The sequence below is a fragment of the Mariniflexile sp. TRM1-10 genome (genome assembly GCF_003425985.1).
Lineage (GTDB): Bacteria > Bacteroidota > Bacteroidia > Flavobacteriales > Flavobacteriaceae > Mariniflexile.
The window spans coordinates 2,734,357-2,759,964 of the sequence record NZ_CP022985.1; the positions used below are offsets into that span (position 1 = coordinate 2,734,357).

General features: G+C 36.3%; 17 protein-coding genes and 1 tRNA gene. 7 read left to right on the forward strand and 11 right to left on the reverse strand.

All coding sequences use genetic code 11. From position 1 onward, the window contains the following. Positions 1–22 precede the first annotated feature (22 nt). The 3 genes from CJ739_RS11645 to CJ739_RS11655 are packed head-to-tail and all read right to left on the reverse strand — an operon-like array spanning position 23 to position 2,305. Entirely contained in the window at positions 23–637 is a 615-nt protein-coding gene (locus CJ739_RS11645; protein WP_117178934.1) for a DUF5683 domain-containing protein, read from the reverse strand. Next, positions 627–1,538, reverse strand: coding sequence for a ParB/RepB/Spo0J family partition protein (locus tag CJ739_RS11650; RefSeq protein ID WP_117175468.1), 912 nt, complete (start codon positions 1,536–1,538; stop codon positions 627–629). Before CJ739_RS11650 ends, CJ739_RS11645 begins: the two co-directional genes overlap by 11 nt. 2 nt (positions 1,539–1,540) lie before the next feature. After that, positions 1,541–2,305 (reverse strand): ParA family protein, encoded by a 765-nt coding sequence (locus CJ739_RS11655; protein WP_117175470.1) that lies wholly within the window; start codon positions 2,303–2,305, stop codon positions 1,541–1,543. A gap of 382 nt (positions 2,306–2,687) precedes the next feature. On the opposite strand from CJ739_RS11655, the gene CJ739_RS11660 reads away from it, so the two are divergent. Then, positions 2,688–5,456 (forward strand): M16 family metallopeptidase, encoded by a 2,769-nt coding sequence (locus CJ739_RS11660; RefSeq protein ID WP_162880194.1) that lies wholly within the window; start codon positions 2,688–2,690, stop codon positions 5,454–5,456. 304 nt (positions 5,457–5,760) lie between these two features. Beyond that, positions 5,761–7,068 (forward strand): IS110 family RNA-guided transposase, encoded by a 1,308-nt coding sequence (locus CJ739_RS11665; protein WP_117172209.1) that lies wholly within the window; start codon positions 5,761–5,763, stop codon positions 7,066–7,068. A 108-nt stretch (positions 7,069–7,176) separates the two neighbouring features. Here CJ739_RS11665 and scpA read toward each other — a convergent pair whose 3' ends face one another. The 8 genes from scpA to CJ739_RS11705 form a co-directional block, all read right to left on the reverse strand. After that, a complete protein-coding gene (gene scpA / locus CJ739_RS11670) occupies positions 7,177–9,372 on the reverse strand; it encodes a methylmalonyl-CoA mutase (RefSeq protein ID WP_117175474.1) in 2,196 nt (731 codons plus the stop codon). Continuing rightward, positions 9,372–10,016, reverse strand: a complete 645-nt coding sequence (locus tag CJ739_RS11675; protein WP_117175476.1) for a hypothetical protein — start codon at positions 10,014–10,016, stop codon at positions 9,372–9,374. Before CJ739_RS11675 ends, scpA begins: the two co-directional genes overlap by 1 nt. After that, positions 10,009–11,397, reverse strand: coding sequence for a methylmalonyl-CoA mutase subunit beta (locus tag CJ739_RS11680; protein ID WP_117175478.1), 1,389 nt, complete (start codon positions 11,395–11,397; stop codon positions 10,009–10,011). Before CJ739_RS11680 ends, CJ739_RS11675 begins: the two co-directional genes overlap by 8 nt. Continuing rightward, a complete protein-coding gene (locus tag CJ739_RS11685; RefSeq protein ID WP_117175480.1) occupies positions 11,390–11,713 on the reverse strand; it encodes an FtsB family cell division protein in 324 nt (107 codons plus the stop codon). Before CJ739_RS11685 ends, CJ739_RS11680 begins: the two co-directional genes overlap by 8 nt. 2 nt (positions 11,714–11,715) lie before the next feature. Further along, on the reverse strand, positions 11,716–12,321 hold the full coding sequence (udk, locus tag CJ739_RS11690; protein ID WP_117175482.1) for a uridine kinase: 606 nt from the start codon (positions 12,319–12,321) through the stop codon (positions 11,716–11,718). A gap of 64 nt (positions 12,322–12,385) precedes the next feature. After that, positions 12,386–12,787: a c-type cytochrome gene (locus CJ739_RS11695; RefSeq protein WP_236951495.1), complete on the reverse strand. Its 402-nt coding sequence runs from the start codon at positions 12,785–12,787 to the stop codon at positions 12,386–12,388. Between the two features lie 125 nt (positions 12,788–12,912). Further along, entirely contained in the window at positions 12,913–14,037 is a 1,125-nt protein-coding gene (locus CJ739_RS11700) for a PQQ-dependent sugar dehydrogenase (RefSeq protein ID WP_117175484.1), read from the reverse strand. Between the two features lie 23 nt (positions 14,038–14,060). Next, entirely contained in the window at positions 14,061–16,358 is a 2,298-nt protein-coding gene (locus CJ739_RS11705) for a TonB-dependent receptor (protein ID WP_117175486.1), read from the reverse strand. A gap of 154 nt (positions 16,359–16,512) precedes the next feature. Here CJ739_RS11705 and CJ739_RS11710 point away from each other — a divergent pair. From CJ739_RS11710 to CJ739_RS11730, 5 genes are all read left to right on the forward strand, one after another. After that, a tRNA-Pro gene (locus CJ739_RS11710) sits at positions 16,513–16,587 on the forward strand. Positions 16,588–16,957: 370 nt separating this feature from the next. After that, positions 16,958–18,130 carry a DUF4998 domain-containing protein gene (locus CJ739_RS11715; RefSeq protein WP_117175488.1) on the forward strand — a complete coding sequence of 391 codons (1,173 nt, stop codon included), beginning with the start codon at positions 16,958–16,960 and terminating at the stop codon, positions 18,128–18,130. 441 nt (positions 18,131–18,571) lie between these two features. Continuing rightward, positions 18,572–20,806 (forward strand): fasciclin domain-containing protein, encoded by a 2,235-nt coding sequence (locus CJ739_RS11720; RefSeq protein WP_117175490.1) that lies wholly within the window; start codon positions 18,572–18,574, stop codon positions 20,804–20,806. A gap of 1 nt (position 20,807) precedes the next feature. Continuing rightward, on the forward strand, positions 20,808–24,095 hold the full coding sequence (locus CJ739_RS11725; RefSeq protein ID WP_117175492.1) for a SusC/RagA family TonB-linked outer membrane protein: 3,288 nt from the start codon (positions 20,808–20,810) through the stop codon (positions 24,093–24,095). A 13-nt stretch (positions 24,096–24,108) separates the two neighbouring features. Beyond that, positions 24,109–25,599 carry a RagB/SusD family nutrient uptake outer membrane protein gene (locus tag CJ739_RS11730; protein ID WP_117175494.1) on the forward strand — a complete coding sequence of 497 codons (1,491 nt, stop codon included), beginning with the start codon at positions 24,109–24,111 and terminating at the stop codon, positions 25,597–25,599. Positions 25,600–25,608: the final 9 nt, after the last annotated feature.

Below are 25,608 nucleotides of genomic sequence, written 5' to 3' on the forward strand. Positions count from 1 at the left end.
TTTGTCAAATGCCCATTATGGGCTAAAATTTAAAATTTAAAGTTAATCCAAGATTGCTTGTTGCATCAATCTCATTGATTTTAAAATGTGGTGCCAAAGATAGGTTTTCATCTACATTATATTGCATTAAATGTGCATCTACATTGGCATCAATAATGTTTAAGGCATAAATACCCAATGTTACCAAAAGTGAAATTTCTTTGTTTTTTCGGTAAAACTTTTGGCCTCGTTCTAAACCATCGGTTGTAACGCGAGGTGTCGTTAATGGGTTGCCTTGAGAATCAAAATAAAACTCATCGGTTTTAAAACCTGCCAGTCTGCTTTTGTAGGCATCTCGGTAGCGATGGTATTCTTTATTGTTGTTTGTGTAAAAATAAATGCCTGTGGCTAATCCACCATAAACGATGGGGATTTTCCAATATCTTTTGTTGTAGGCTTGCCCCAAACCGGGCAAAACTGCCGAATAAAAAGCAGCTTTTGCGGGAGAAAGCGGATTATAGGGTTTTTTGATTTCTATAATAGAATCAACAGTAATAGTTGCAGGTAACTCTTTTTTTTTGTTGTTTTTTTCTTGTGCTGATAGAAAGCAGCAAAATAATAGTGAGAATACGCTAGCTATAAAGAGTTTATTTGGCACCTTCAACTAATTTTTTAATACGATTAAAATCTTCTTCAGAATGAAACGGAATCGTAATTTTTCCTTTTCCATTCTTAGAGACTTTAACGTCTATTTTATGCCCAAAGTATTCTGAAATGGCTTTAATTCCCTCTTTAATATGTTTTGGGGTTTCTTCGCTTTCTTCTTTTTTAGGTGCTACTTTTACTTCTTGGGTGGTATTGTAGTTGCGAACCAGATTTTCTGTATCCCGTACCGACAGTTCGTTTGAAAGTACTTTTTCGTAAATATCTAACTGGGTGCTTGGGTCTTCAACCGTAATTAAAGCACGGCCATGTCCCATAGAAATGAACCCATCACGCATCCCTGTTTGAATAATAGGATCTAATTTTAAAAGACGCAAGTAGTTGGTAATGGTAGAACGTTTTTTACCAACGCGCTCGCTCATTTGTTCTTGTGTTAAGTTGATTTCATCAATTAAACGTTGATAAGATAAAGCAATTTCAATAGGATCTAAATCTTGACGTTGAATGTTTTCAACCAAAGCCATTTCTAACGATTCTTGATCGTTTGCAATACGTATGTATGCAGGAATGGTTTCTAAACCTATTAATTTTGAGGCTCTAAAACGACGTTCACCAGATACCAACTGGTATTGGTTAAAACCTAGTTTTCTAACGGTAATAGGCTGAATGATGCCTAATTCTTTTATAGATGATGCTAATTCACGCAGCGATTCTTCGCTAAAATTGGTACGCGGTTGAAAGGGATTGACTTCTATAAAGGCAATATCTAACTCAATAATATTACCAACAACTTTATCCGCATTTTTATCTTGTGCCGATTGTATGTCGTTACTTGGATCTTTTAAAAGTGCCGATAAACCTCTTCCTAAAGCTTGTTTTTTTATTGCCTTAGCCATAATTAAGCGTTTTTATTGATAATTTCTTTTGCTAAACTTAAGTAATTGGTAGCGCCTTTACTAGCGGCATCGTAATTAATAATGCTTTCCCCAAAACTTGGCGCTTCACTTAATTTTACATTGCGTTGTATGATGGTTTGAAATACCATATCGTTAAAGTGCTTTTGAACCTCTTCTACGACTTGGTTAGACAGTCTTAAACGTGAATCATACATAGTTAGTAATAAGCCTTCGATATCCAATTCGGGGTTGTGTATTTTTTGAACACTTTTAATGGTGTTTAAAAGCTTTCCTAAACCTTCAAGTGCAAAATATTCACACTGAATAGGTATTATTACAGCATCAGCGGCTGTTAAAGCATTTAAGGTTAATAAACCTAAAGATGGCGCACAATCAATTAAAATATAATCGTAATCGTCTTTAATTTCTTGTAATGCTTTTTTTAGCATGTACTCTCTAGCCTCTTTATCAACGAGTTCTATTTCGATAGCCACTAAGTCGATATGCGCTGGGATAATATCTAAATTAGGTGTTTCTGTTTTTAGAATGGCATCTCTTGCAGAACTAGAATGTTCTAAAAGTTGGTAGGTGCCTATTTCTATAGATTCTACATCAAGTCCTATTCCGGAAGTTGCATTTGCTTGAGGGTCAGCATCAATAAGTAATACTCTTTTTTCCAGAACGCCTAGTGAAGCGGCTAAATTTATGGATGTTGTTGTTTTTCCAACGCCTCCTTTTTGATTTGCAATTGCAATGATTTTACCCATTAAATGATTTGGTTTTATGAACGGTAAAAATACAATTATTTATGAGTAATAAAAACCCAAATTATAAGAGACTGTTTAAATTTTGTTTTTGGAATATTTTATAGTGTATTTCATCGTCAGACAGGGCCGAGCGTAAAAGAAAGGTCTGGGAGACCTTTTTAGCGAAGGAGCCAGGCTGCCGCGAGGGAGAGGTACATAGCTACAAACCGAAAAATAGTTAAAGTATGGTGGAAAAAGGCACATAAAAGAACCAAAGGATAAAACTTAGACAGTCTTTAAGAATTAATTAATGATAAGTTGAATTAAAATCAGAGGAAATCTGTAATAAATTTAACATAAGTTTTTGTTTTTAATTATTATTTTTACGGAAATGCTAAAAATTATGAAGAAAATCAATCAAAACATGAAATTTTTAATGATTTCTATCATGTTGGTGGTAACATCACTAACATTAGAAGCCCAAACTAAAAAAACAGCCAGTGTTGAAGGTATTACCGAATACATGCTTGATAATGGGTTGAAAGTCTTGTTGTTTCCAGACAATTCATCTCAAACCATCACCGTAAACATTACATATTTAGTAGGGTCTAGGCATGAAGGTTATGGAGAAAAAGGCATGGCTCATTTATTGGAACACATGCTGTTTAAAGGCACACCGAACCATCCGGATGTACCTAAGGAGTTAACCGCTCGAGGGGCTAGACCCAATGGAACGACTTATTACGATCGAACCAATTATTTTGAAACTTTTAATGCAAATGACGAAAATTTAGATTGGGCTTTAGATCTGGAGGCAGATAGGATGCTAAATTCATATGTGGCAAAAAAAGATTTAGAATCGGAATTTTCAGTAGTTAGAAATGAATTTGAAAGCGGTGAAAACTCCCCATCAAGGGTATTAATGCAAAAGGTTATTGATGCAGCTTACATGTGGCATAATTATGGAAATTCTACCATTGGTAATCGTTCTGATATTGAGCGTGTTCCTATTGAAAATCTACAAGCATTTTACAAAAAATATTACCGACCAGATAATGCTGTATTGATGGTGACAGGGAAATTTGAAACCGATAAAACTTTAGCTCTAATTGATAAAAAGTTTTCAGGGATTAAAAACCCTAGCATACCACTTCGAGATATTCCAACTATTGAGCCAGCGCAAGATGGTGAAAAACGTGTAGCAGTTAGCCGAGTAGGCGATTTGCAAATTGTATCCACTTTATATCATATACCTGCTGGTTCTCATGAAGACTATGCAGCCATGGCAATTGCAGAAGAAATTTTAACCGACCAGCCTTCAGGAAGACTTTATAAAGCACTCGTTGATGGAAAGAAAGCTTCTTCGGTATGGTCTTACTCACCATTTACAAAAGAACCTTCGTTTTTGTATATTAATGTAGATGTGCCATCAGATAAATTAATAACTGAAGCTGAATCTACATTGCTTTCTACACTAGATGCTTTTAAAGATGAACCGGTAACCGAAGAAGAAGTAAATAGGGCTAAAGCCAATTTATTGAAGCAATATGATCAAATAAGCAGGAATTCGGCGTATTTGGGTACTTATATGAGTGAATTTATTGGTGCAGGTGATTGGAGGTTGTCCTTTATTCATCGCGATAGAGTTGAAAGTATGACTGCTGATAAGGTTAACACAGCCATCCAACGTTACTTAATTAATACCAATAGAACCGTTGGAAATTTTATACCAAGCAAACAACCAATTAGAATAGAAATTGAACATACTGAAGGTATTGAAGCATTGGTTTCTAGCTATAAAGGAAAAGAAGGCTACGGAGCAGGTGAAGCTTTTGATGTGTCTTATGATAATATTCAAAGCAGATTAAATTCTGGGACCCTGCAAAAAACACCTATAGAGTATGGTTTTATTAAAAAAGATAATCGTGGTAAAACGGTAACACTATCCTTTACTTTTAGAAATGGAAATGTAAACGATTTTATGAACAAAGGTAAGGTGGCAAGCTATACGGCTAGAATGCTTAATAAAGGCACCCAGAACAATTCAAGACAGGACATTGAAGACAAATTAAGTGCTATAAAATCATCTATCTACTTTAATGGTTCCAATGGCCGTGTAACAGCAAACATAAATACAACTGAAGAGCATCTTATGGAAGCATTAGCTTTAATGACCGATATGCTAAAGCACCCAAAATTTGATGCAGATGAACTCGATAAGCTTAAAACACAAGAATTGGCAGGCATTGAACAAAATAAAACGGAGCCTCAGTTTTTGGCCAGCAAAAGGTTGTCGTTATTAAATCAAAAGTATAAAAAAGGACATCCGCTTTATGCTACAACCATAGAGGAAGATATCCAAGATATTAATGCTGTTACAGTTCAGTCCATTCAAGATTACTATAAAACGTTTTATGGCCTTTCAGATAGCGCTACTTTAATTGCCATAGGGAATATCGACGAGCAGACATTGAAAAATTATTTTGAAACCGAATTTGCTGATTTTAAGTCGAACAAACCATATACACCTATAGCCGATAAATTTGCACCTAACAAGGTAGCTAATGAGCATATAAAAACACCAGATAAGAAAAATGCCATAAGTATAGGTGTTTTGCCGTTTGAAAGTAGCCAGGTTGATGAAGATTATGCTGCTTTACAAATAGCAGGTGAAATTTTTGGTGGCGGTGTTTTAAGTTCCAGAATAACCACACGATTACGTCAACAAGATGGTGTTAGTTATGGGGCTGGTGGACAAGTTCGTGTTGATGCAGATAAAAATGACAAAAATTCATCGATGCTGGTCTATGCTATTTATGCACCAGAAAATGCAGCAAAAGTACAAACGGGCTTCAAAGAAGAAATAGAACGTTTTATAAAAGATGGAATTACCGAAGAAGAATTAAAAGTTGCCATTACCAGTTGGGTGCAAGGTGAGAATGTCTCTAGAGCAAAAGATAATGAACTTTCCGGATTGATTAATAATAACTTGTATTATGATAGGGATATGATGTTTCACAAAGAAATTGAAGATAAAATAACAGCATTAACCGTTGCAGATGTTAATAAAGTAATTAAAAAACACTTTAAAACTTTTGACAAATGGACTGTTGTTAGCGCAGGTGATTTTGTTGAGCATGAAATTAAAAACAAAGACGAAAAGGTAGATTAACTTTTTTCATTCCATGGCATAATGTGGGTTTAATGAGGCTGTATAAAAAGTCCTTTAAATTTAGTTTGTCAGGTTGAGACTTTTGTTAAAGTTTTTAACTAGCGAATGCGATGACGTATTTTGTGCAAGTTTAACAAAAAGTCACAATATTTCCGAGGCACAGCGTAGTGTTTATATACCTGTGGTTGAGTATGGTTTTCAGAAAATAGGGGTAGCGATTATGGTGCTTATTTATAATAATGCCCGAATGGTAGTCTAGCAAGCATAAAAATTTTCTGGGTGTGATTTTAAAAAATAATGTAGGATGAAAAAAATCAGGAAAAACGCAGGAGGGATCGATATCGGAGCCAAAAAAATCTTCATAGGTCTTGAAGATAAGGAGGTTCGCAGTTTTGATACCTTCACATCAGATCTGGAACAGGCGGTATCTTACTTAGAGGAAAACAATGTAACCTCAGTGGCCATGGAAGCCACGGGAGTGTATTGGGTCATCCTCTATGATATATTGAAGGCAAGAGGCATCGATGTATGGTTGGTGGATGGCAGGAGCACAAAACAAGTTCCAGGCAGAAAGACCGATGTAAAGGACTGTCAATGGATACAGCAATTGCACAGCTATGGTTTGTTGAACCGTTGTTTTGTTGCAGATGAACTGGTACATGAACTAAGGAGCTATCAACGCCTGCGCGAAGATCACATCCGTAGTGCTGCTATGCATATTAACCATATGCAAAAAGCACTGACCCTGATGAACGTTCGGCTAAAAGAAGTTCTGGACCAAGTTCACGGGGTAAGTGGATTGAAAATAATCAGGGCGATCTTAAAGGGCGAAAGGGATCCCGGGGTTTTGGTAAAGCTATGCCATGGGAGTGTGTTGAAAACAAAAAAGGAACTGATCCTTAAATCCTTGAAAGGGCACTACAATGAAGCAGGGCTATTTGCTTTGGGCCAAGCAGTGGTGTGCTATGATTTTTATCAACAACAAATTGCCGGTTGTGATCTGAAAATGGAAGAAGTCCTTAAAAAGATGGGGGCAAACCGGCCTAAAGTATCAAATAAGGCAACTCCACGAAAAAACGTGAGGCACCACAAACCAAATATAGAAGGAATGGACCGTTATCTATTGCAAATATTTGAAGGCAAAGATGCTACGGTCCTACCCGGTATAACAGATTATAATTGGATGCAGCTCCTATCGGAAATAGGGACTGATTTACATAAATGGAAAACAGAAAAGCATTTTACTTCCTGGTTGGGACTGGCGCCAAAACAGCACCATTCGGGCAAGATGAAAAAAAACTATAAGGCTAAAGGACAACCAAAGGCCGGCCTGATATTTAAGCAAGCGGCCACGAGCCTGCTCAACAGCAAGAAAATTGCATTGGGTGCTTTTGGCAGAAAGATAAGGGCAAAGAAAGGGGCATCACCGGCAATAAAGGCAATGGCAAGAAAACTGGCAGAGCTCTATTGGAAGCTATTTGTTAAAGGACTGTCATATGTAGAGAAGGGAATCAAAGATTATGAGGAGAAGATCTTGTTTAATAAACAAAAGAACATTATGAAAATGGCAAGAGAACTTGGTTTGTCAATTAGCTATAAAACAGCGGTTTAGCAAATACGTCAATGGTAGCTTGTCGAAACCGATATTGATTACCAGTAAGTTAAAATATTTCGACAAGCTTAATATGACATGGAACTAGACTTTTTATACAGCCCCATTTTATTTAGCCTCTATTAAAATCTCTAAAATATCAATGGCTGCATCACTAATTTTGGTACCTGGGCCAAATATGGCTGTGGCACCTGCATCTAGTAAAAATGGGTAGTCTTGTTTTGGTATGACACCACCAACAATAACCATAATATCATGGCGACCATATTTTTTAAGTTCCCCAATAACTTGAGGTACAAGTGTTTTGTGTCCTGCTGCTTGCGATGAAATACCTAGAATATGCACATCATTTTCGATGGCTTGTTTTGCGACTTCTTGTGGTGTTTGAAAAAGGGGACCAATATCGACATCAAAACCGACATCGGCATAACCTGTAGCAACTATTTTAGCACCACGGTCATGACCGTCTTGTCCCATTTTAGCAATCATAATACGGGGTCTTCGCCCTTCTTGTTTGGCGAAAATATCGGCTAATTCTTGTGCCTTTTTAAACGAGGCGTCATTTTTTATTTCTTTGCTATACACACCAGAAAACGATTTTATTTCAGCTTTATAACGTCCAAATACCACTTCAAGTGCGTCACTAATTTCTCCTAATGTGGCACGTTCTCGAGCTGCTTCAACAGCTAAAACTAATAAATTCTCATTCTCACGACGTTGGGAATCTTTTAGTTTAGATGTAAAATCTTGCCCAGATTTATTATTCAAATTTACATAAAATTTAGCCGCTTCTGTTAATTTTGATAAGGCTATGTTTACCTTTTCAGAATTTCTTTCAGCTTTAATGGTGTTTAAACGCTCAATTTGTTGTCTGCGTACCGTTTCATTATCAACTTCAAGTGTTACTATGGGGTCTTCTTTACTAAGTTTAAACTTATTGACGCCCACAATGATATCTTGATTGGAGTCAATACGTGCTTGTTTTTTTGTTGCTGCTTGTTCAATACGCATTTTGGGAATGCCTGCTTCAATAGCTTTGGTCATACCACCAAGTGCTTCAACTTCTTCAATAAGTGCCCATGCTTTTTGGGCAATATCATGGGTTAATTTTTCAACATAAAAACTGCCCGCCCAGGGGTCGACCGTTTTTGTGATTTTAGTCTCTTCTTGTAAAAAAAGTTGTGTGTTTCTGGCAATTCGTGCCGAAAAATCGGTTGGTAACGCAATGGCTTCGTCTAGAGCGTTGGTGTGTAAACTTTGCGTGCCGCCAAAAGCAGCTGCAGCGGCTTCAATAGTGGTTCTGGCTATATTATTAAAAGGGTCTTGTTCTGTTAAACTCCAACCAGAGGTTTGGCAATGTGTTCTTAAAACTAACGATTTTTCGTTTTTAGGATGAAATTGTTTTACCAATTTTGCCCATAGCATGCGTGCAGCCCGCATTTTGGAAATTTCCATAAAATGATTCATGCCAATGGCCCAAAAGAACGAAAGGCGAGGGGCGAACATGTCTATATCCATGCCAGCGTCTAACCCTTTTCTTATATATTCTAAGCCATCAGCCAATGTGTATGCCAATTCAATATCGCAAGTGGCACCAGCTTCTTGCATATGATATCCCGAAATACTGATGCTATTGAATTTTGGCATATTTTTACTAGTGTATTCAAAAATATCCGATATGATTTTCATGGATGGTTTAGGTGGGTAGATATAGGTGTTACGCACCATAAACTCTTTTAAAATATCATTTTGAATGGTGCCGGAAAGTTGTTCTGTTTTAACGTCTTGTTCTTGTGCTGCCACTATATAGAATGCCATAATGGGCAAAACAGCGCCATTCATGGTCATGGAGACACTCATTTTATCGAGTGGAATTTGGTCGAAAAGCCGTTTCATGTCTTCCACCGAATCTATGGCTACACCTGCTTTTCCAACATCGCCCGTAACACGCTCATGATCGCTATCGTAACCCCTGTGTGTTGCTAAATCGAAGGCTACCGAAAGTCCTTTTTGTCCTGCTCCCAAGTTGCGTCTGTAAAAAGCATTGCTATCTTCAGCAGTTGAAAACCCTGCGTATTGCCTAATAGTCCATGGTTTTTGAACATACATGGTACTGTACGGTCCGCGAAGGTTTGGGGTTATGCCAGCAGCAAAGTTGAGGTGTTCTAAATTTTCAATGTCTTGTTTTGAATAAGTTGATTTTATGTCAATCCCTTCAGCTGTAACAAAAGTTTCAGAAGCTTCTGATTTTGGTTTCCCGATTTCGGTCTTTAGATTAATATGCTGAAGATTTTTTCTAGACATTATAATATCATTTTTTGTAAAAACGGGTCGAAATTCACATCAAAACCTGTTAATAATTGTATGTAAATAGTTTTGCTATTTGCAGATACGATGTATGATGAATTGAAACTTGTGAGTTGTTTTTTTTTGTTTTCGATTTTATGGATTGCCTTAAAAATTTGAGTACAGGCATTGGCACTGTATTTTGCGGTGATTTTGGTAAATTCTAAATCGGTTGTTCTTGAAATTTTATCGTTATTCATGGAAATCATGCCTAAAATATACTGCGCGTCACCTTTGTGCATTGGCATATACGGCATGGTGTTAATGGTGTAGGTGGAACGGGTTTCTTCATCAAAAAAGATATGAAAATTGCCTTCCATATTGCGTAAAAACTCCAGGCGTTTTATTTCCAGTTCGTAATTTTTTTTACTCGCTAAAGAGTCTAAAAGCTTTTCGTATCCAGCTCTTGAATATTTTTTAAAAGTGTCTGGTAAATAAATTTTTATTTGGTCTTCGGTTAAAAAATGATATTTACCTCGAACGTCTTCAATATCGCTAACTTCTATCCAGCTTTTAACGTCTTTGGCTATGCTTAAACAGGATGTATTGCACAGAGATAAAAAACTAAAAACTAAAAATAATATGAAGCTGTTTCTATTCATTCTTTAATCGTTTTTGTTCTAATGTTTCGGCTAATCGTTTTTCAATAATAGGTTCTATAAGGGTTTTTCTTTGATGTGTTTTTACAAACGGATAAAGTTCTAACTCGTTTTTCATGACGTCATTAGGATTTGGGTGTTTGTTTGTACCTAATAAAATAGTTTCACCAGTATCAAACTGTTGCTGTTCTTTGGTGGCACTTTCTTTTATTTTTCGTTGAATGGTACCTTCTTTTAATTGTTTTAAAAAACCACCATTAGCTTCGATGTCCTTAAATAGAGTTAAGGCTTTTTCTGCAAGTTGGCTGGTCAAAGATTCTATGTAATAAGCCCCATCAGATGGATTGTTTACCTTATCAAAATAGCTTTCGTGCTTTAAAATTAAAAGCTGGTTACGAGCCATTCGTTCGCTAAACGTATTGGCTTTTTTATATATGGCATCATAAGGCAAATTGCAAATAGTATTGGCACCACCAAGTATGGCACTCATACATTCGGTAGTGCTCCGTAATAAATTGGTATTGTAATCGTATATGGTTTTGTTTCGTTTTGTAGGTGTTGCCGTGATGTGGCAATGGCTGTTTATGTCGTATTCTGAGGCTAGTGTATTCCAAAGCACTCTTAAGGCACGCAATTTGGCGATTTCAAAAAAGTAGTTTGAACCTATCGAAACTTCAAAGGTGATTTGAAAAGTTTGTTTGGTTTCTGTGTTAAAATCACTATCAATGGCATTTAAGTATTCATTGGCATGTGCAAGTGCGTAAGCCAATTGCTGTACCATGTTGGCGCCAGCATTTTGGTATAAGGTAGCATCGATTTTAAAAGACTTGGTTTGCTTGATTATTGATTTAAATTCAGTGAAATCGCTGTTTATAGTGTGAAACCAATTGCCTGTTCTGGCAAGATTTCCTATGATGTCTGTTTGAATTTGGATGTCGTTTTTAAAAGAAGCCTTTTGATTGTGCTCAAGTTGCCATGCGTTTAGCTTCTTGATATATGTTTCAGAAAGAAATTGGAATTCTAAAAAAACAGGAATGCCATCAAGGTTTTCCAATAAATCTTTAATTGAAATATCTTGATTGGGTATGATAAATTTGATGCTTTCTGCGCCTCGTTGAATGGCTTTAATGGCTTTTTGGTTCGATTTTTCAACATTAGCAACAAAAATAGTTTGGCAAATTTGCCATGGTGTTGCTTTGGTGTTGGGAACTTCTGGGATGGCTTTTAAATCTTCTAAATTGTAAAATGGTTTTACCGAAATATCTTCGTTACTTTTCCAAATAAGCGTTTCGTTATAATCAGCACCGTTTAAATCGAACTGGATTTTTTGTTTCCACTGTTTAGCTGAAACCGAATCGAATTCATCAAACAAACCATCAATCATTTTCTTTAGTTTTTAGGCTATCTTCATATTCAATGATGTAAATTTCCTCATTATCACGTTTCATATAATATTCTTCACGAGCAAATTTTTCTAAACCTTCTTTGGTGCTTAGTGTTTTGATAGCTTTATTATCTTTTTCAATTTCTTTTTTATAGTATTCTTTTTCGCTTTCCAAAGCATCAATATCGGTATTTAATTCATGATGGATTAACCACGAATTGGCGTCGAAAAAAAGCATCCAAACTATAAATACTGCTAAAATGAGTATGAATATGTTTTTAAACGGTTTGAATATTTTATGCTTAAAAAAAGTCATATTTATAGCTTGTTATTAATAATGGTGCGAACAATATCAACCGCTACCGTGTTGTATTTGTTATTTGGTATAATAATGTCTGCGTACTCTTTCATAGGTTCAATAAACTGGTCGTGCATGGGTTTTAATGTGGTTTGATAGCGTGTTAACACTTCGTCTAAATCTCTTCCACGTTCAGAAATATCACGTTTTAATCGGCGTATTAAGCGTTCGTCACTATCGGCATGCACAAATATTTTAATATCGAACATATCCCGTAACGTTGGATGTGTTAAAATTAATATGCCTTCAACAATCATTACTTTTCTTGGGTGCGTTAAAATAGTATCGCCTGTTCTATTATGTTTAACGAAAGAATACACGGGTTGGTGTATTGGAATGTTGTTTTTTAAATCTTTAAGATGGTTTTCCAAAAGCTCAAAATCTATAGATCGGGGATGGTCGAAATTTATTTTGATGCGCTCTTCGTAACTTAAATACGTGGTGTCTTTATAATAAGAATCTTGTGAGATAACACCAACCTCGCCTTCAGGAAGTTCGTTAAGTATTTGATTTACAACAGTTGTTTTGCCACAACCCGTTCCGCCAGCAATTCCTATAATAAGCATGAATAGTTTGATTAATTAGGTCTTACAAAGTTAGTTAAATGTAAATCAATTACTGTGTCTTATTTTATTTTTTGATTTTTGAAACCTCTGCTTTGGTTACTATGTTGTCGTTTTTATTGCCCCAACTATTGCTGATGTAATTCATAACATCGGCAATTTCATCATCACTTAAGCCTAAAGGCGTCATAACATTGTTGTACTTCTTTCCATTAACAACAATTTCACCATTCATTCCAAATTTAATGCCTTTAATGCTAGCTTCCCTGTTTTTAAGCAGGTAATCTGAATTGGCAAGTGGCGGATAGACTCTTTCAACACCTTTCCCATTAGGTAAATGGCAGGATACACAAAAATCGGTGTAGATTTCTTCACCGCGTTCCATGCTTGCTTTTAAAGTGTTGGTTTGCGAATTGCTTGTAAAAATAACTGAAAGTGTAGCGAATAAACTTAACAGGAATAATTTCATATATAAATATTTATTGTTTTTTAAAAATTATATGGACACGAGCGATAGCTAACTGGCGAAGCAATCGCTTTGTTTTTCATTGGTACTTGGGTTTCCGAATCATGGCGATTTCATACTATTTGTTTTTAATTTTTAGGAACTATTTTAACGATGCCTTTGCCTTCTACTGCCACGTAAATATAGCCATCTGGCGCTTGAATAACGTCTCTAACACGACCAATTTTATCTAACAATTTTTCGCGTTTCACAACTTTTTCTTTGTTTAAAACAAGACGTTCCAAATATCCAAATTTAAGCGAACCAACTAGAATGCTTCCTTTCCAATCTGGATATTTATTTGACGTAACAAATGCCATGCCACTAGGAGCAATGGAGGGTGTCCAATAAAAAAGAGGTTGTTCCATGCCTTCTTTTTCAGTAATATCTGTAAAAGGTGTTCCGTTATAGTTAATGCCATACGATATAACTGGCCACCCGTAGTTCTTTCCTTTTCGGATAATGTTGATTTCATCACCGCCTTGTGGTCCGTGTTCATGCTCCCAAAGGTCTCCTGTTTCCGGATTTTTAATTAAGCCTTGCGGATTTCTGTGTCCGTAACTATAAATAGCTGGTTTTGCATTTTCTGAATTAACGAAAGGGTTGTCTTTAGGAATGCGTCCATCGTCATGAAGTCTGTAAATTTTACCACAATCGCGGGTAATGTCTTGTGGGTTTATATCGCGTTCGCCGCGTTCGCCAATAGAAAAATATAAATAGCCGTCGTTATCAAATTCTATACGGGAGCCAAAATGTTGTCCTTTTTTAGAGTTAGGCGATGCCTTATACAGGACTTCTTTCTCAACTAAGGTGTTATCTTTTAGTTTGGCGCGCATGATGGCTGTGTTACCACCATCGCCTTCTCCTTCCGCGGAAGCATAAGAGAAATAAATCCAGCCATTAGTTTCGTAATTTGGATGTAATTTTACGTCCATAAAACCGCCTTGACCACGCACATATATTTCGGGAACGCCTTCAACTAAGGTTTTTGTGCCATTTTTAAAATGGATAAGTTCGCCTGCTTTTTCTGTTATTAGCATACTGCCATCAGGCAAAAATGCCATGCCCCAAGGAATGTTTATATCTGAAACAACTAATTCTGTTGTATAATTTACGTTTTCAGGATTTTGGGCTTTTACTGCAGATTCGGATTGTTGTGCACAAGCATTTAAGGAGATTAAAATTATGACGAATACAATAAGTTGTTGTTTCATGTTTTTTTTTGTTATAAATTTAGTTAAAATAGATAACTTACGTTTATTCCTGTGTAAAAATTAACAGGATTGCCTGGGTAATAATATCTTGGTGTTGCACCGCCAAAACCAGTGGCATTAATTAGTATTTGTGATGCGTAGCGTTTATCAAAAACATTATCTAAACCAAAATAAGCATTTAATTTAAGGTTTTTATTAATAGGATGTTTGTAACCTAATTTGATATGTGTTAAACTGTAGCTGTCTGTGAAAAGCGAATTACTATCTGTCATAGGAATCCGTCCAACAAATTGGTAGTTAACGGTTGTATACAGCCCTAATTTTGTGTCAAAGTCTATACCCGTATTTAATATGTTTGAAGGGACGCCTGTTAGTTTGTTATTTGAGAAATTGTTTCCATCATCAATAAATTCTTTAAACTTAAAATCGTTAAGTGTGTACGAAACATAATGGTTCAATGAGATGATTTCCGATGATATCCATTGATATTTTAAAACCATTTCCAAACCATTGTGCAAGGTTCTTCCAGCATTTACGCCTATAAATTGATCATCGCCCGTTCTTCTAGATACTAAAAGGTTTTTAACATCCAATCTGTACAATGCTAAGTTAAGTTGTAAACGATTGTTGATGAAAGAAGAGCGCGTGCCCACTTCAAAATTCCAGCCGGTTTCTGGTTTGATATGGGGATTGATTAAACCATCGGGCAATAGGGTTTCGGCAGTTGAAGGTGGCGAAAAACCATGACTCACATTGGAGTAAACACTGATGTTATCATTAAATACATGTGAAATACCAAATTTAGGGGATAGCATGCCTTTAAAGTTGTAAGTACCCGATTGATTTGGGTTTTCATCTGTAACAAATCGGTCTAATATATCATAAGATGTTTTGTTGAAATTCAATCCAATAGAAAGGGTCGTTTTTTCTGAAGCGATATAATTGGTCTCGAAAAAGAGGTTATAATAGGTTCGTTTTTCTTTAAAATCTGAGAATTTATCACCTTTAACACTACCTGTGCCTGCGGGATAATCTTGATATAGGTTTTCGTAATTTCTCGATTTATAGGAGTCTTTAAATAACTCACTACCAAGTGTCCAATTCAATTTCTTTATTGTGCCTAAAATACGACTTCGAATGCCGATTGCAGAAGTGTTTTCGGTAAGAATATCAAATGGTCTTGGTTCGTAGGCTTCTTTGAATGATGTAAAAATACTGGTGACTTGTTTTGTGTTGCTATTATATTGATGGTTCCATGATAGTCCAAGAATACCACGTTGTGAATCTTCATGTCCTTTAGATTGTGCCCAAGTAAAGGCAGCCGATTTCGGATTGTTTTTAAAAGCATTTTCGTTTATGGAACTAGGTATAAATCCTTTTAAGTCTACATAGCTAGCCAAAAATGTCATATCATCATTGTTGCTTAAAAAATGATTGGTATTTATGGTAAACGTTTGTCGGTCGTAGTTGTTATTGTCTCTATATCCGTCGCTATGCGTATTACTGTGAATGGCACGAAAACTATGTCTTTCAGTTCCGTGGTTTACGTTTAAAACACCTTTCATGAGTCCGAAAGATCCAAATGATATATCACTTTGTACCGTAGTTTGGTTTAGATAAGCACTTTTGGGAATTAAATGAATGGTGCCGCCAAGTCCTGCACCATAGATACTAGAACCAGCTCCTTTTATGATTTCAAAACGTGAAATAGAACTAAGTTCAAAATCTTCAATAGTCGTTTCCCCATTTCCGGAAGTTAACGGAATGTCTTGAAAATAAGCCCTTATTTTAGAAGTTCCGTAGAGATTTCTTGAGCCAATACCTCTAATGGAGATTTTGTTTGTGTTTAATGCGCCCGATTGCATAAACACACTGGGTACTCTATTTAAAATGTCAACGACATTAACCGTATTTCCACGTTCGATGTCTTTAGAAGAGATAATATCAATGGTTGTGTTTGCTCTTTGTAGTTTTTGGGGAATGTGATTTGTGTTTACTATAACTTCGTTTAAGTTGGAAGGATTCAATTCGAGCTGAATAATGGTGTAACCAAACTTTAAGTGTTCGTTTTTTTCTTGGTAACCTGTTATGGTAAATTGATAAACTCCCGTTTCCTGTACTTCAAATTCACCTGAATTATTTGAAATTACAGTGATATTGTTTTGTGTGTTTATAATTGTTGTATTAGAAATAGGTGTACCATTTTCGCTATCAATAATTCTACCTTTTATAATCTGTTGTGCATAAGTAAAAGAAATACCAATAAAAAAAACAGTTATTAAAACTGTTTTCCTTAAAATGAATAAGCTGGGTTTGATCATTTGAATTTGGTTAATTTATTAGTCATTAAAACTTAATATAACTTGATTTGATATAAAAAAGTTTAAAAATAGATTTTTTAAAATTAAATAAAATATTTAATGAGTATATTATATAAAAAAGTATATTTGCATCCCGTTAGAATAAAACTAACTTCGGGGTGTAGCGTAGCCCGGTTATCGCGCCTGCTTTGGGAGCAGGAGGTCGCAGGTTCGAATCCTGCCACCCCGACACAATAGAATATCAATCAACAACAAAAACCTGTTAATCACATGATTTACAGGTTTTTTTATTTTTAAAAAACAAAGAGAAGTAACCAAAAGGTGCACAAATTGGTGAACACCCATTTAAATAAATACTACATATTGAAACATATCTATACGAATTGATGTTTGTTTAAGAATATCTATATCGTGATATTATCTTTTTCAATAGTTATTCATATCAACTTTTTATTACCACTTAAGCTAAAGAAAGCAAACATGTTCTAAATAGTGGCATAATCGAATGAGCTACACAGGATACTACAGGATAGTATCTATAACTGGATATAATACATTTACGAATATTAAACAACTATAACCAAATAACTAAACTAAAAATGAAATTCAAAATTAATTATGCAATAAGGCTGCTCTTTGTTTCCCTTGTTTTGGGTGTTTTATCATGCGGCTCAGAGGAATACCCAGATGTCAATAAATATGACGAGTCCTTAGGAGAAGTGAAATCTTTTGTTGTAAGGCCGGGATTAAATATGGTTTTAATCGAAGGTGTAATCGACGATCCTAATATTTCAGAAGTAATTATTCATTGGGATAATCAGGCAGAATCGGTTACTGTTCCGGTGTCAGACGGAAGTATTTCTGTTCAAATTGATAATTTACAAGAAAAACTTTATGTGTTTGAAGCTAAAGCGGTAGATGCTCAAGGAAAAAGCTCAGAGATTATTAGAGCGGGAACCGAAGTTTACGGAGCAACCTATGTTGAAAGTATTAAGAACCGTACAATTCTATCGAGTAGTTTAGAGGAAAGTTCTTTAAGTATAAGCTTTGCATTAACAGATGAAACCTCTGGAATTTTAGGAACCGAATTAATTTATACTAATAATGAAGGAGAAGAAAAAGAAGTCACTATTAGTACCAATAGGGATTTGCTAAACATTTCCGATTTTATGAGTGGTTCTACTTTAAAACACCGCTCATATTATATGTATTCTCCATTAAGTCTTGATACCTTATATACAGACTATACGAATCATAAGCCTTTTGTTTTACCAGTATTACAAAATGCAGCTGTGCCATATGTTGCATCTGAAACAAGTGGACGTTGGGGAACTTTAGGAGAACCATGGATTACTAACGATGCGGCTAAAAACCACGGTGGTCTTGGTGGATGGGATCAAAAGAATGGGAATATCTTTAATTTAGAGTCCGGTTGGGGATCGCCTTATATTGTTGATGGAAAGATCTATCAGGTAATAGATGCACAACCAGCAAATTATAGATTAACGGTAGAGGTGCTTAATACTAACCACAATTCAAACACTGATGGTGCTTATTTTGTGATTACCAAAGGAAATGGAGGCTTGCCTAACGTAGCCGATGTAGAAACTGCTCCCGAAGTTATCGGATACCAAAGAATTGGTGCCGCTGGAACTTACACTGTAGATTTTGTATTAGATGAAAGTTCTGAGATTTCTATAGGAGAGGTGGCTACGCAGAATGGTAATTTATACTGTAATATTACCTCTTGGAGTTTAGGGCTTGCAAATTAGTAAACAATATTTTATTGATAAAAGGAGAAGAGGAAATATACTGCTTCAAAATTAGGGAGTAGCAGCCTTTTTACGAGTACTATATTTTACAGGAAGTGTAAAATATAATATTCTAAAAATATTCTAAATCAATTGAAATACGAAACTATATATCCTTGTCTAAAATATATCCTTATGTCTAAAATAAGCTATAAAATATGGATTATAGCAGGATAGTGCAGGATGGATTAACAAAATTTTAACTTTTAATTTGGATAATAAATGTAGCTGCTACATTTAAACCACTCAGGTTTATGTAACCGATAATCCTGAAAACTGACAACTAAACTAAATTATTAACCAAAAACTAATTATCTATTTACTAGAAGGCATCCCTTTTATCCAAAATTCGGTATAGAAACCACTTTTTATTTTTTAACAACCTAAATAAGTCAAACCATAATGAAGAAAATAATACGCTATTATTTGCTATTTTCACCACTTATCTTTTTTCTTGCTAATTGTAGCAAAAAAGAAGTAGATGAGTATTACGCAAGACCAGATGATCTTGAGCCCCCTATCTACCAGCAGCTTGAAGCTGCAGGGAATTTCCAAAACCTAATCAAACTTATTGAAGTTGCGGGTTATAAAGATATTCTTGGCAAAGCAGGCTACTGGACCATGATGGCACCAAACGATGCCGCTTTTGAAAATTATTTTCAGGAACAGGGTATCGCAGATGTTTCGGGCATAGACTCGTTAACCGCATCAAAAATTGTTAAATATGCTCTAATTTATAATGCTTTTCGTACCGAAAGACTTTCCGATTACCAATCTAATATAGGTTGGGAAGAAGATATGGCTTTTAGACGTAGAACGGCCTATTACGATGGCTTTCAAAATAAAGTTGTAGATGGTACACCTATGGTTGTTGTCGGGTCTAACCGCAATAATGTAGAGGGTGGCGATCCTTATATTTCTGGAGACAATAATAATAAGTACATTACTTACTTTGCCGAAGAATATATGAACGCTGCTACCTTAGGTAGTTATGATTATAATTTCTTTTTTCCAAATTCTACGTATACAGGATTTAATGTATTAAGTTCAGAAGTCGTTCAGGCTGATATCGTTGCGGAAAACGGCATTATTCACGAGGTAAACAAAGTGTCGTTACCACCGCTAAATTTGGATCAAAAATTAGAAGAAAGCCCAAATTACAGTTTGTTTTATCAATTACTTGAAGACAATTTGGTAAACTATGTTTTCGATCAGGAAGCGACAACAACCTATCAGAACTACACACGTAAGTCTGATGAAGTTTATGTTAAAGTTTACGATCCAGCATTATCATTCTCACCAAACAACGAAAATTTCTTAAAGGCTACAGATAACGACGGACAAAGTGATGCTTATACCTTAATCGTTCCTGAAAATACAGCCTTGCAAGTATTTGTGGATGAGGTTTTATTGAAAAACTATTCGGCTTTAGATAAACTTCCTAAATATGTCTTTGAAGATTTCTTTAATGCACATATGGTACAAGCTGCCGTTTGGCCTTCAAAAGTTGCTGGTTATAGTAATGCTTTAGATGAAGATATCCGTATTGATATGGATACCGATGTTATAGAAGCCGAGCTTTTAAGTAACGGGTTCTTTTACGGTACAAATAAAATTCAAGAGTCAAATTTATTCTACAGTGTTTATACCTCGGCGTATTTAGATCCTGCGTTTACATTAGCAACCCGTTTGTTTAATGATGGTTCCGGATACCGCGAAATAGCTAGTAATATTTATAGTAACTATACCTTATTTCTACCTTCTGATGAGATACTAATGAACTTAGGATTTGATTATGATATCAATCGATCAGAGTGGGTTTACGTATCGCCAGAAACAGGCAATGAAGTTCGTGGTAGTTTAGCCAGAGCCAGAATAGCCAGAGTACTATACAATGGTATCGTGCCAACACCTAATATGGAATTGAATGACCTTTCGGGATCAGGAATTATCAGATCTGGAGATTTCGATTTACCGGGAGAATACATCAAATGGGACAATAATCAGGTATTTGCTGCAGGTAACGAAGTACTTGATAATCGTGTGAATATTTTAGGATATGAAGATCAAAGAAATGGCCGTACTTATTATATCGATAATATATTGGAGTTTAGTGAAGAGTTTCAGGGTGTAGATTTGGCAGCTTTAGCAGCCGAAACAGGCTCGCAGTACGCATATTTCTATGAATTTTTAAAGAGTTCAGGACTTTACGATGAGGCTTCAGGTGCCATCGATGGTATCGAATTAGGAACGCCGTATACTTTTGTTATTCCTAGTAATGATGCCATAAGACAAGCTGTAATGGATGGTGTATTGCCAGGAGATGCTGTAACCGGAGAACCCAACTTTGTTCCGGCTAACGATATAGCGAGAGAAGGTATATCAAATTTTGTTAAGTACCATTTTATAGCTACACGTACGGCCTCCGATGATGGACTAATTAACGGATTAACAGAAACACTACTTAAAACAGAGTTTGGCGAGAAAACCTATGTGAATATCGTTTCCGGTCCTGGTGATCTAAACTTTGTTGATGCAGGTAACAGAATCGCTAACTACATTCCTTTAGAAAGTAATCATTTAGCCGATCGTACACTGATTCACTTAGTAGATAATTATCTTTTATACACGGAATAAAATGAAATATAACATAACCAACTTACTTTATAGTTTTTCTTTTGTATTGATTTTCTTTACATCATTCCAATTGTCTGCGCAATCTTCAGAACAAGTGGTAAGAGGTCAAGTTATCGATGCAGGGACAAAAGAACCAATTTTGGGGGCAACCATAATAGAACAGGATGCCGAAAACAGAACCATAACGGGGGTTGTTACCGATTTTGACGGGAACTTCGCCATTCGTATAAAGAGTACCAACAATAAATTAGTCATCTCAACCATAGGATATGCTACACAAGTATTTGAAATAGGCAGTAAAAGAAATTTTGCTGTAGAGATGGTAGAAAAGATTGAAGGTTTAGATGAAATAGTAATTACGGGGTCAAAAGGCTCTGATGACGGACTTTTGAACATTGCCAACCGTAACTTAACTACCAGTGTGGTAACCGTTAAAGCCAGCGATTTACAAAATACGCAGGCCGCATCGATTGATGAAGCGCTTCAAGGGCGTGTACCTGGGGTTGATATTACAGCAAATTCAGGAGATCCGGGAGCAGGAATGCAAATTCGTATACGTGGTACATCGTCTATCACAGGGTCGTCTGATCCTTTAATAGTTGTAGACGGAATGCCTTATGAAACCTCTATTCCAGAAGATTTTAACTTTGGTACCGCTGATCAGCAAGGCTATGCCGCACTTTTAAATGTGGCACCAGCCGATATTGAGAGTATTACCATTTTAAAAGATGCAGCCGCAACCGCCATGTGGGGGGCTCGCGCAGCGAGTGGGGTTTTAATTATTAACACCAAACGTGGTGCGGTAGGTGCGCCTAAAATAGGCTACTCGTTTACAGGTACCGTTCAAAAGATGCCAAATACGATTCCTATGTTAAGTGGTGATCAGTATTCGCAATTAATTCCAGAAGCCTATATGAATCGTACCGGTACTCCACTTAATACCTTAACAGTTAAGGAATTCCAATACGATCCACAGGAAGTGTATTATTATAAAAACTACGGAAACAATACCGATTGGGTTGATGCCATTACACAGACCGGATTAACCGGAGAACACAATATCTCACTTCAGGGTGGAGGTGAACGCGCTCGTTACTATTCTTCTGTAGGGTACTACAACTCTAAAGGGGTTACCAAAGGGACGGCTTATGAGCGTCTTAACGGACGTTTGAATTTAGATTACGTCGTGTCCGATCGTATTCGGTTTAAAGCAGATATCTCGTATACGCACTCTAGTACGGACAGAAATTATGTAAATTCTTTTGGTGAGAGTCGTGATAGAGACCGACTTCGTAGTGTTGCTTATGTAAAAATGCCAAACATGAGTATTTATGAGTACGACGATTTAGGAGATATTACACCTAACTATTTTTCTCCGGCACAAAATATACAAGGACAATATTCTGGAACCTATAATCCGGTGGCTATGGCTGAGTTTGCGACCAATAACCAAGTCGGAGAACGTATTGTACCGCACTTTAATTTAAAAGTAGATTTAGTACCCGATCGCTTAATTTCTACTTTTGATATTCAGTATGATTTTAATAGTACAAAAGCTAAATCGTTTTTACCGCAAAATGCAACAGGTAGACCATTTACCGAAACCGTGGTGAATCGTGCGTCTGATGCCGATGTTGATGCCACCAGTATCACCACAAAAACGAATTTTATTTATACACCACATTTAGGTGAAAAACATAGCTTACAGTCTATTTTATCGCTTCAATCTAACGACTTCCGATACGAATCGCACCAGGCGTTAACTTCTAACACGGCTTCGTCATTGTTAACAGACCCATCGGTGCCATCTAGAACACAAAATTCAGATTTACAATTATATACTAATAATAGCCAGTCTAGAAATGTGGGTGCTTTAATTAATGCACAATATGGGTACGACGATAGGTATCTAATTAATGTTGGTCTTCGTGCCGACGGTAATTCTAAGTTTGGACCGGATAACCGTTATGCCTTATTTCCTTCTATCTCGACACGTTGGAGAGTATCTGGAGAGAAATTTATGGAGCACTTAAATTGGGTAGACGACTTTAGTGTACGTGCCAGTTTAGGGCAATCGGGTCGTGCGCCACGTTATGATTACCGTTACTTTAATTATTACAGCAATTATCCTACGGAATATTTAGGATCAAATGGTGTGTATCCAGCCAACATACAATTAAACAACTTACGTTGGGAAACCTTAACCGGTAAAAACTTAGGGTTCAATATTCAACTGTTTGATAAACGCGTGATGATGGACATTGACCTTTATCAAAACAGAACCAAAGATCTTTTGTTTGAAAATATCGACATCACAACCATTTCAGGTTACCCGCGTTTATCAGACCAAAACGTGGGAGTATTAGATAACCAAGGTTGGGAAATAGGTTTATATACGACCCCGTTTAAAAATGATAAGTGGATGATAGATTTCAACTTCAATATTTCAAGAAACGAAAACATAATTCGTGAAATTTCAGAGTTTTATCCAAACGAAAGCGGAAACATAGACCGTAACGGAGAGTACAAACGTTTCTTACAGGTAGATAACCCATTCGGATCGTTTTACGGCTATAAGTTTAAAGGCGTTTATTCAGATTTAGAATCTACCAAAGCTGTTGATGCCAACGGAAATGTTATTGTAGGTCCTAATGGTCAAGAAGTTTATATGCGATTTAATTATCCTAACATAGATTATACATTCCAACCTGGAGATGCCATTTACGAGGATATTAATAAAGATGGTAATATAGACAGTAGAGATATCGTGTACTTAGGAAACAGTAACCCTAAATTCACCGGAGGTTTTGGTCCTTCATTTTCTTATAACAAGCAATTTAAATTGCAGTTATTCTTTACATATCGTTTAGACTATGATATTATTAACGGTACAGATATGATTACCACGAATATGTACGGTTTCGATAATCAAAGTACAGCGGTATTATCGAGATGGAGAAACCCAGGAGATGTTACCGATATGCCTCGCGCTATTTACAGAGGAGGATACAACTGGTTAGGGTCCAGCCGTTATGTAGAGGATGCCTCTTTCTTAAGATTTAGATCGGCCACCTTTAGCTATAATTTTGGTAAGAACTTTTTAAAGAGTTTAAAACTAGACGATTTAAATCTGTATTTCACGGCCGATAACATTTATACTTTTACCAAATATCGTGGTCAAGACCCAGAGGTTAATATGCGTGGAGGCGATCCCTTTGGAATAGCTATCGATAATTCACGTACACCACCAACGAGACGTTTCACTTTAGGATTAAGAACCAGATTTTAAAAACTAATTCAACATGCGAAATAAAATAATATACAACCTAGTGTTAATTGTTGTAATGCTGTTACAGTCTTGCGACAGTTATCTAGATTTACAGCCAGAAAACGGAACGGTTCGTGAAGAATTCTGGAAAACGAAAGAAGATGTACAGGCCGCTGTTATAGGTATCTATTCCGGATTATTAAACACACCGGGGTCAGGAACAACCATAGCAGAATACAGTTTTATGTATGGCGAACTTAGAGGAGGCATGGTAGGCGCTGGCATTGGCTCTAGTAACGACCAAATAGATATAATAACCTCTAATATTTTGCCTTCTAATACCGTAGCCTCTTGGGGAACGTTTTATACGGTAATCAACTATTGTAATACGGTAATTGATTTAGCGCCCAATGTACTGGCTTTAGATCCAACCTTTACCCAAGAGCAGTTAGACCAATATTTATCTGAAGCCTTGGCGATAAGAGCATACCTGTATTTTACACTGGCCAGAACCTTTAGGGATGTGCCTTTAAAATTAGAAGCCACCTTATCGGATGATGATAATTTTCAAATTCCAACATCATCTCAGGAGGTGATTTTCAATCAGGTGGTTACCGATTTAACAACGGCTTTAAATACTGCAGTAGAAGATTATGGAGATATCCCGTCTAACAAAGGGCGTATCACCAAAGACGCGATCAATGCGATGTTGGCCGACGTGTACTTATGGCAGGAAGATTATACCAATGCCTTAATAGCTGCCGATGCCGTTATTAATTCACCAGCAGGTTATGAACTAGTTCCAGGTAGTGCATCATGGTTTACCACTGTATTTGCTAGAGGGAACTCTAGCGAAAGTATTTTTGAATTTCAATATACACCGGAAAATAGAGGACCTTTTTACTCTATCTTTTTACAACGTCCACAGTATTTAGCTGATGCAGGTGTTCTGGAAGATGTTTTTGGATTGGATTTTGAAGACCCGGAAAATAAAGATGTTCGTGGCGAGCGCGCCTCATTAATACCGGGAACCAATGAAATTTATAAGTTTACAGGTCTGAATGAAGATCAGCGTAAAGCTAATGAAGACTCAGACACGCATTGGTTTGTATACCGCTATGCGGATGTATTGCTAATGAAAGCTGAAGCCCTTAATGAATTGGATCGCGGCGATGAAGCTTTAGAGATTATAGAAGAAATTCGAGAGTCTCGATTAGCAATCGACTTAACTAAAGAAGAAGTTAGCGGGGCCGATAAAAACGGGGTTCGTATGTATATTTTAGCCGAAAGAGCCCGAGAACTGGCTTTCGAAGGCAAACGATGGTTTGATGTATTACGAAATGCCAGAAAAGATAATTACACTTATATAGACATTATCTTAGGGATTGCTATTCAAACGGCACCAGCAAACCAGCAACAAAGTATTGTTGCAAAACTTAAAGATCCTAACAGCCATTATTTGCCTATTTACGAGTATGAGCTGTATACCAATAAAGCCCTTGTGCAAAATCCGTTTTATAAATAAAAAAATTGT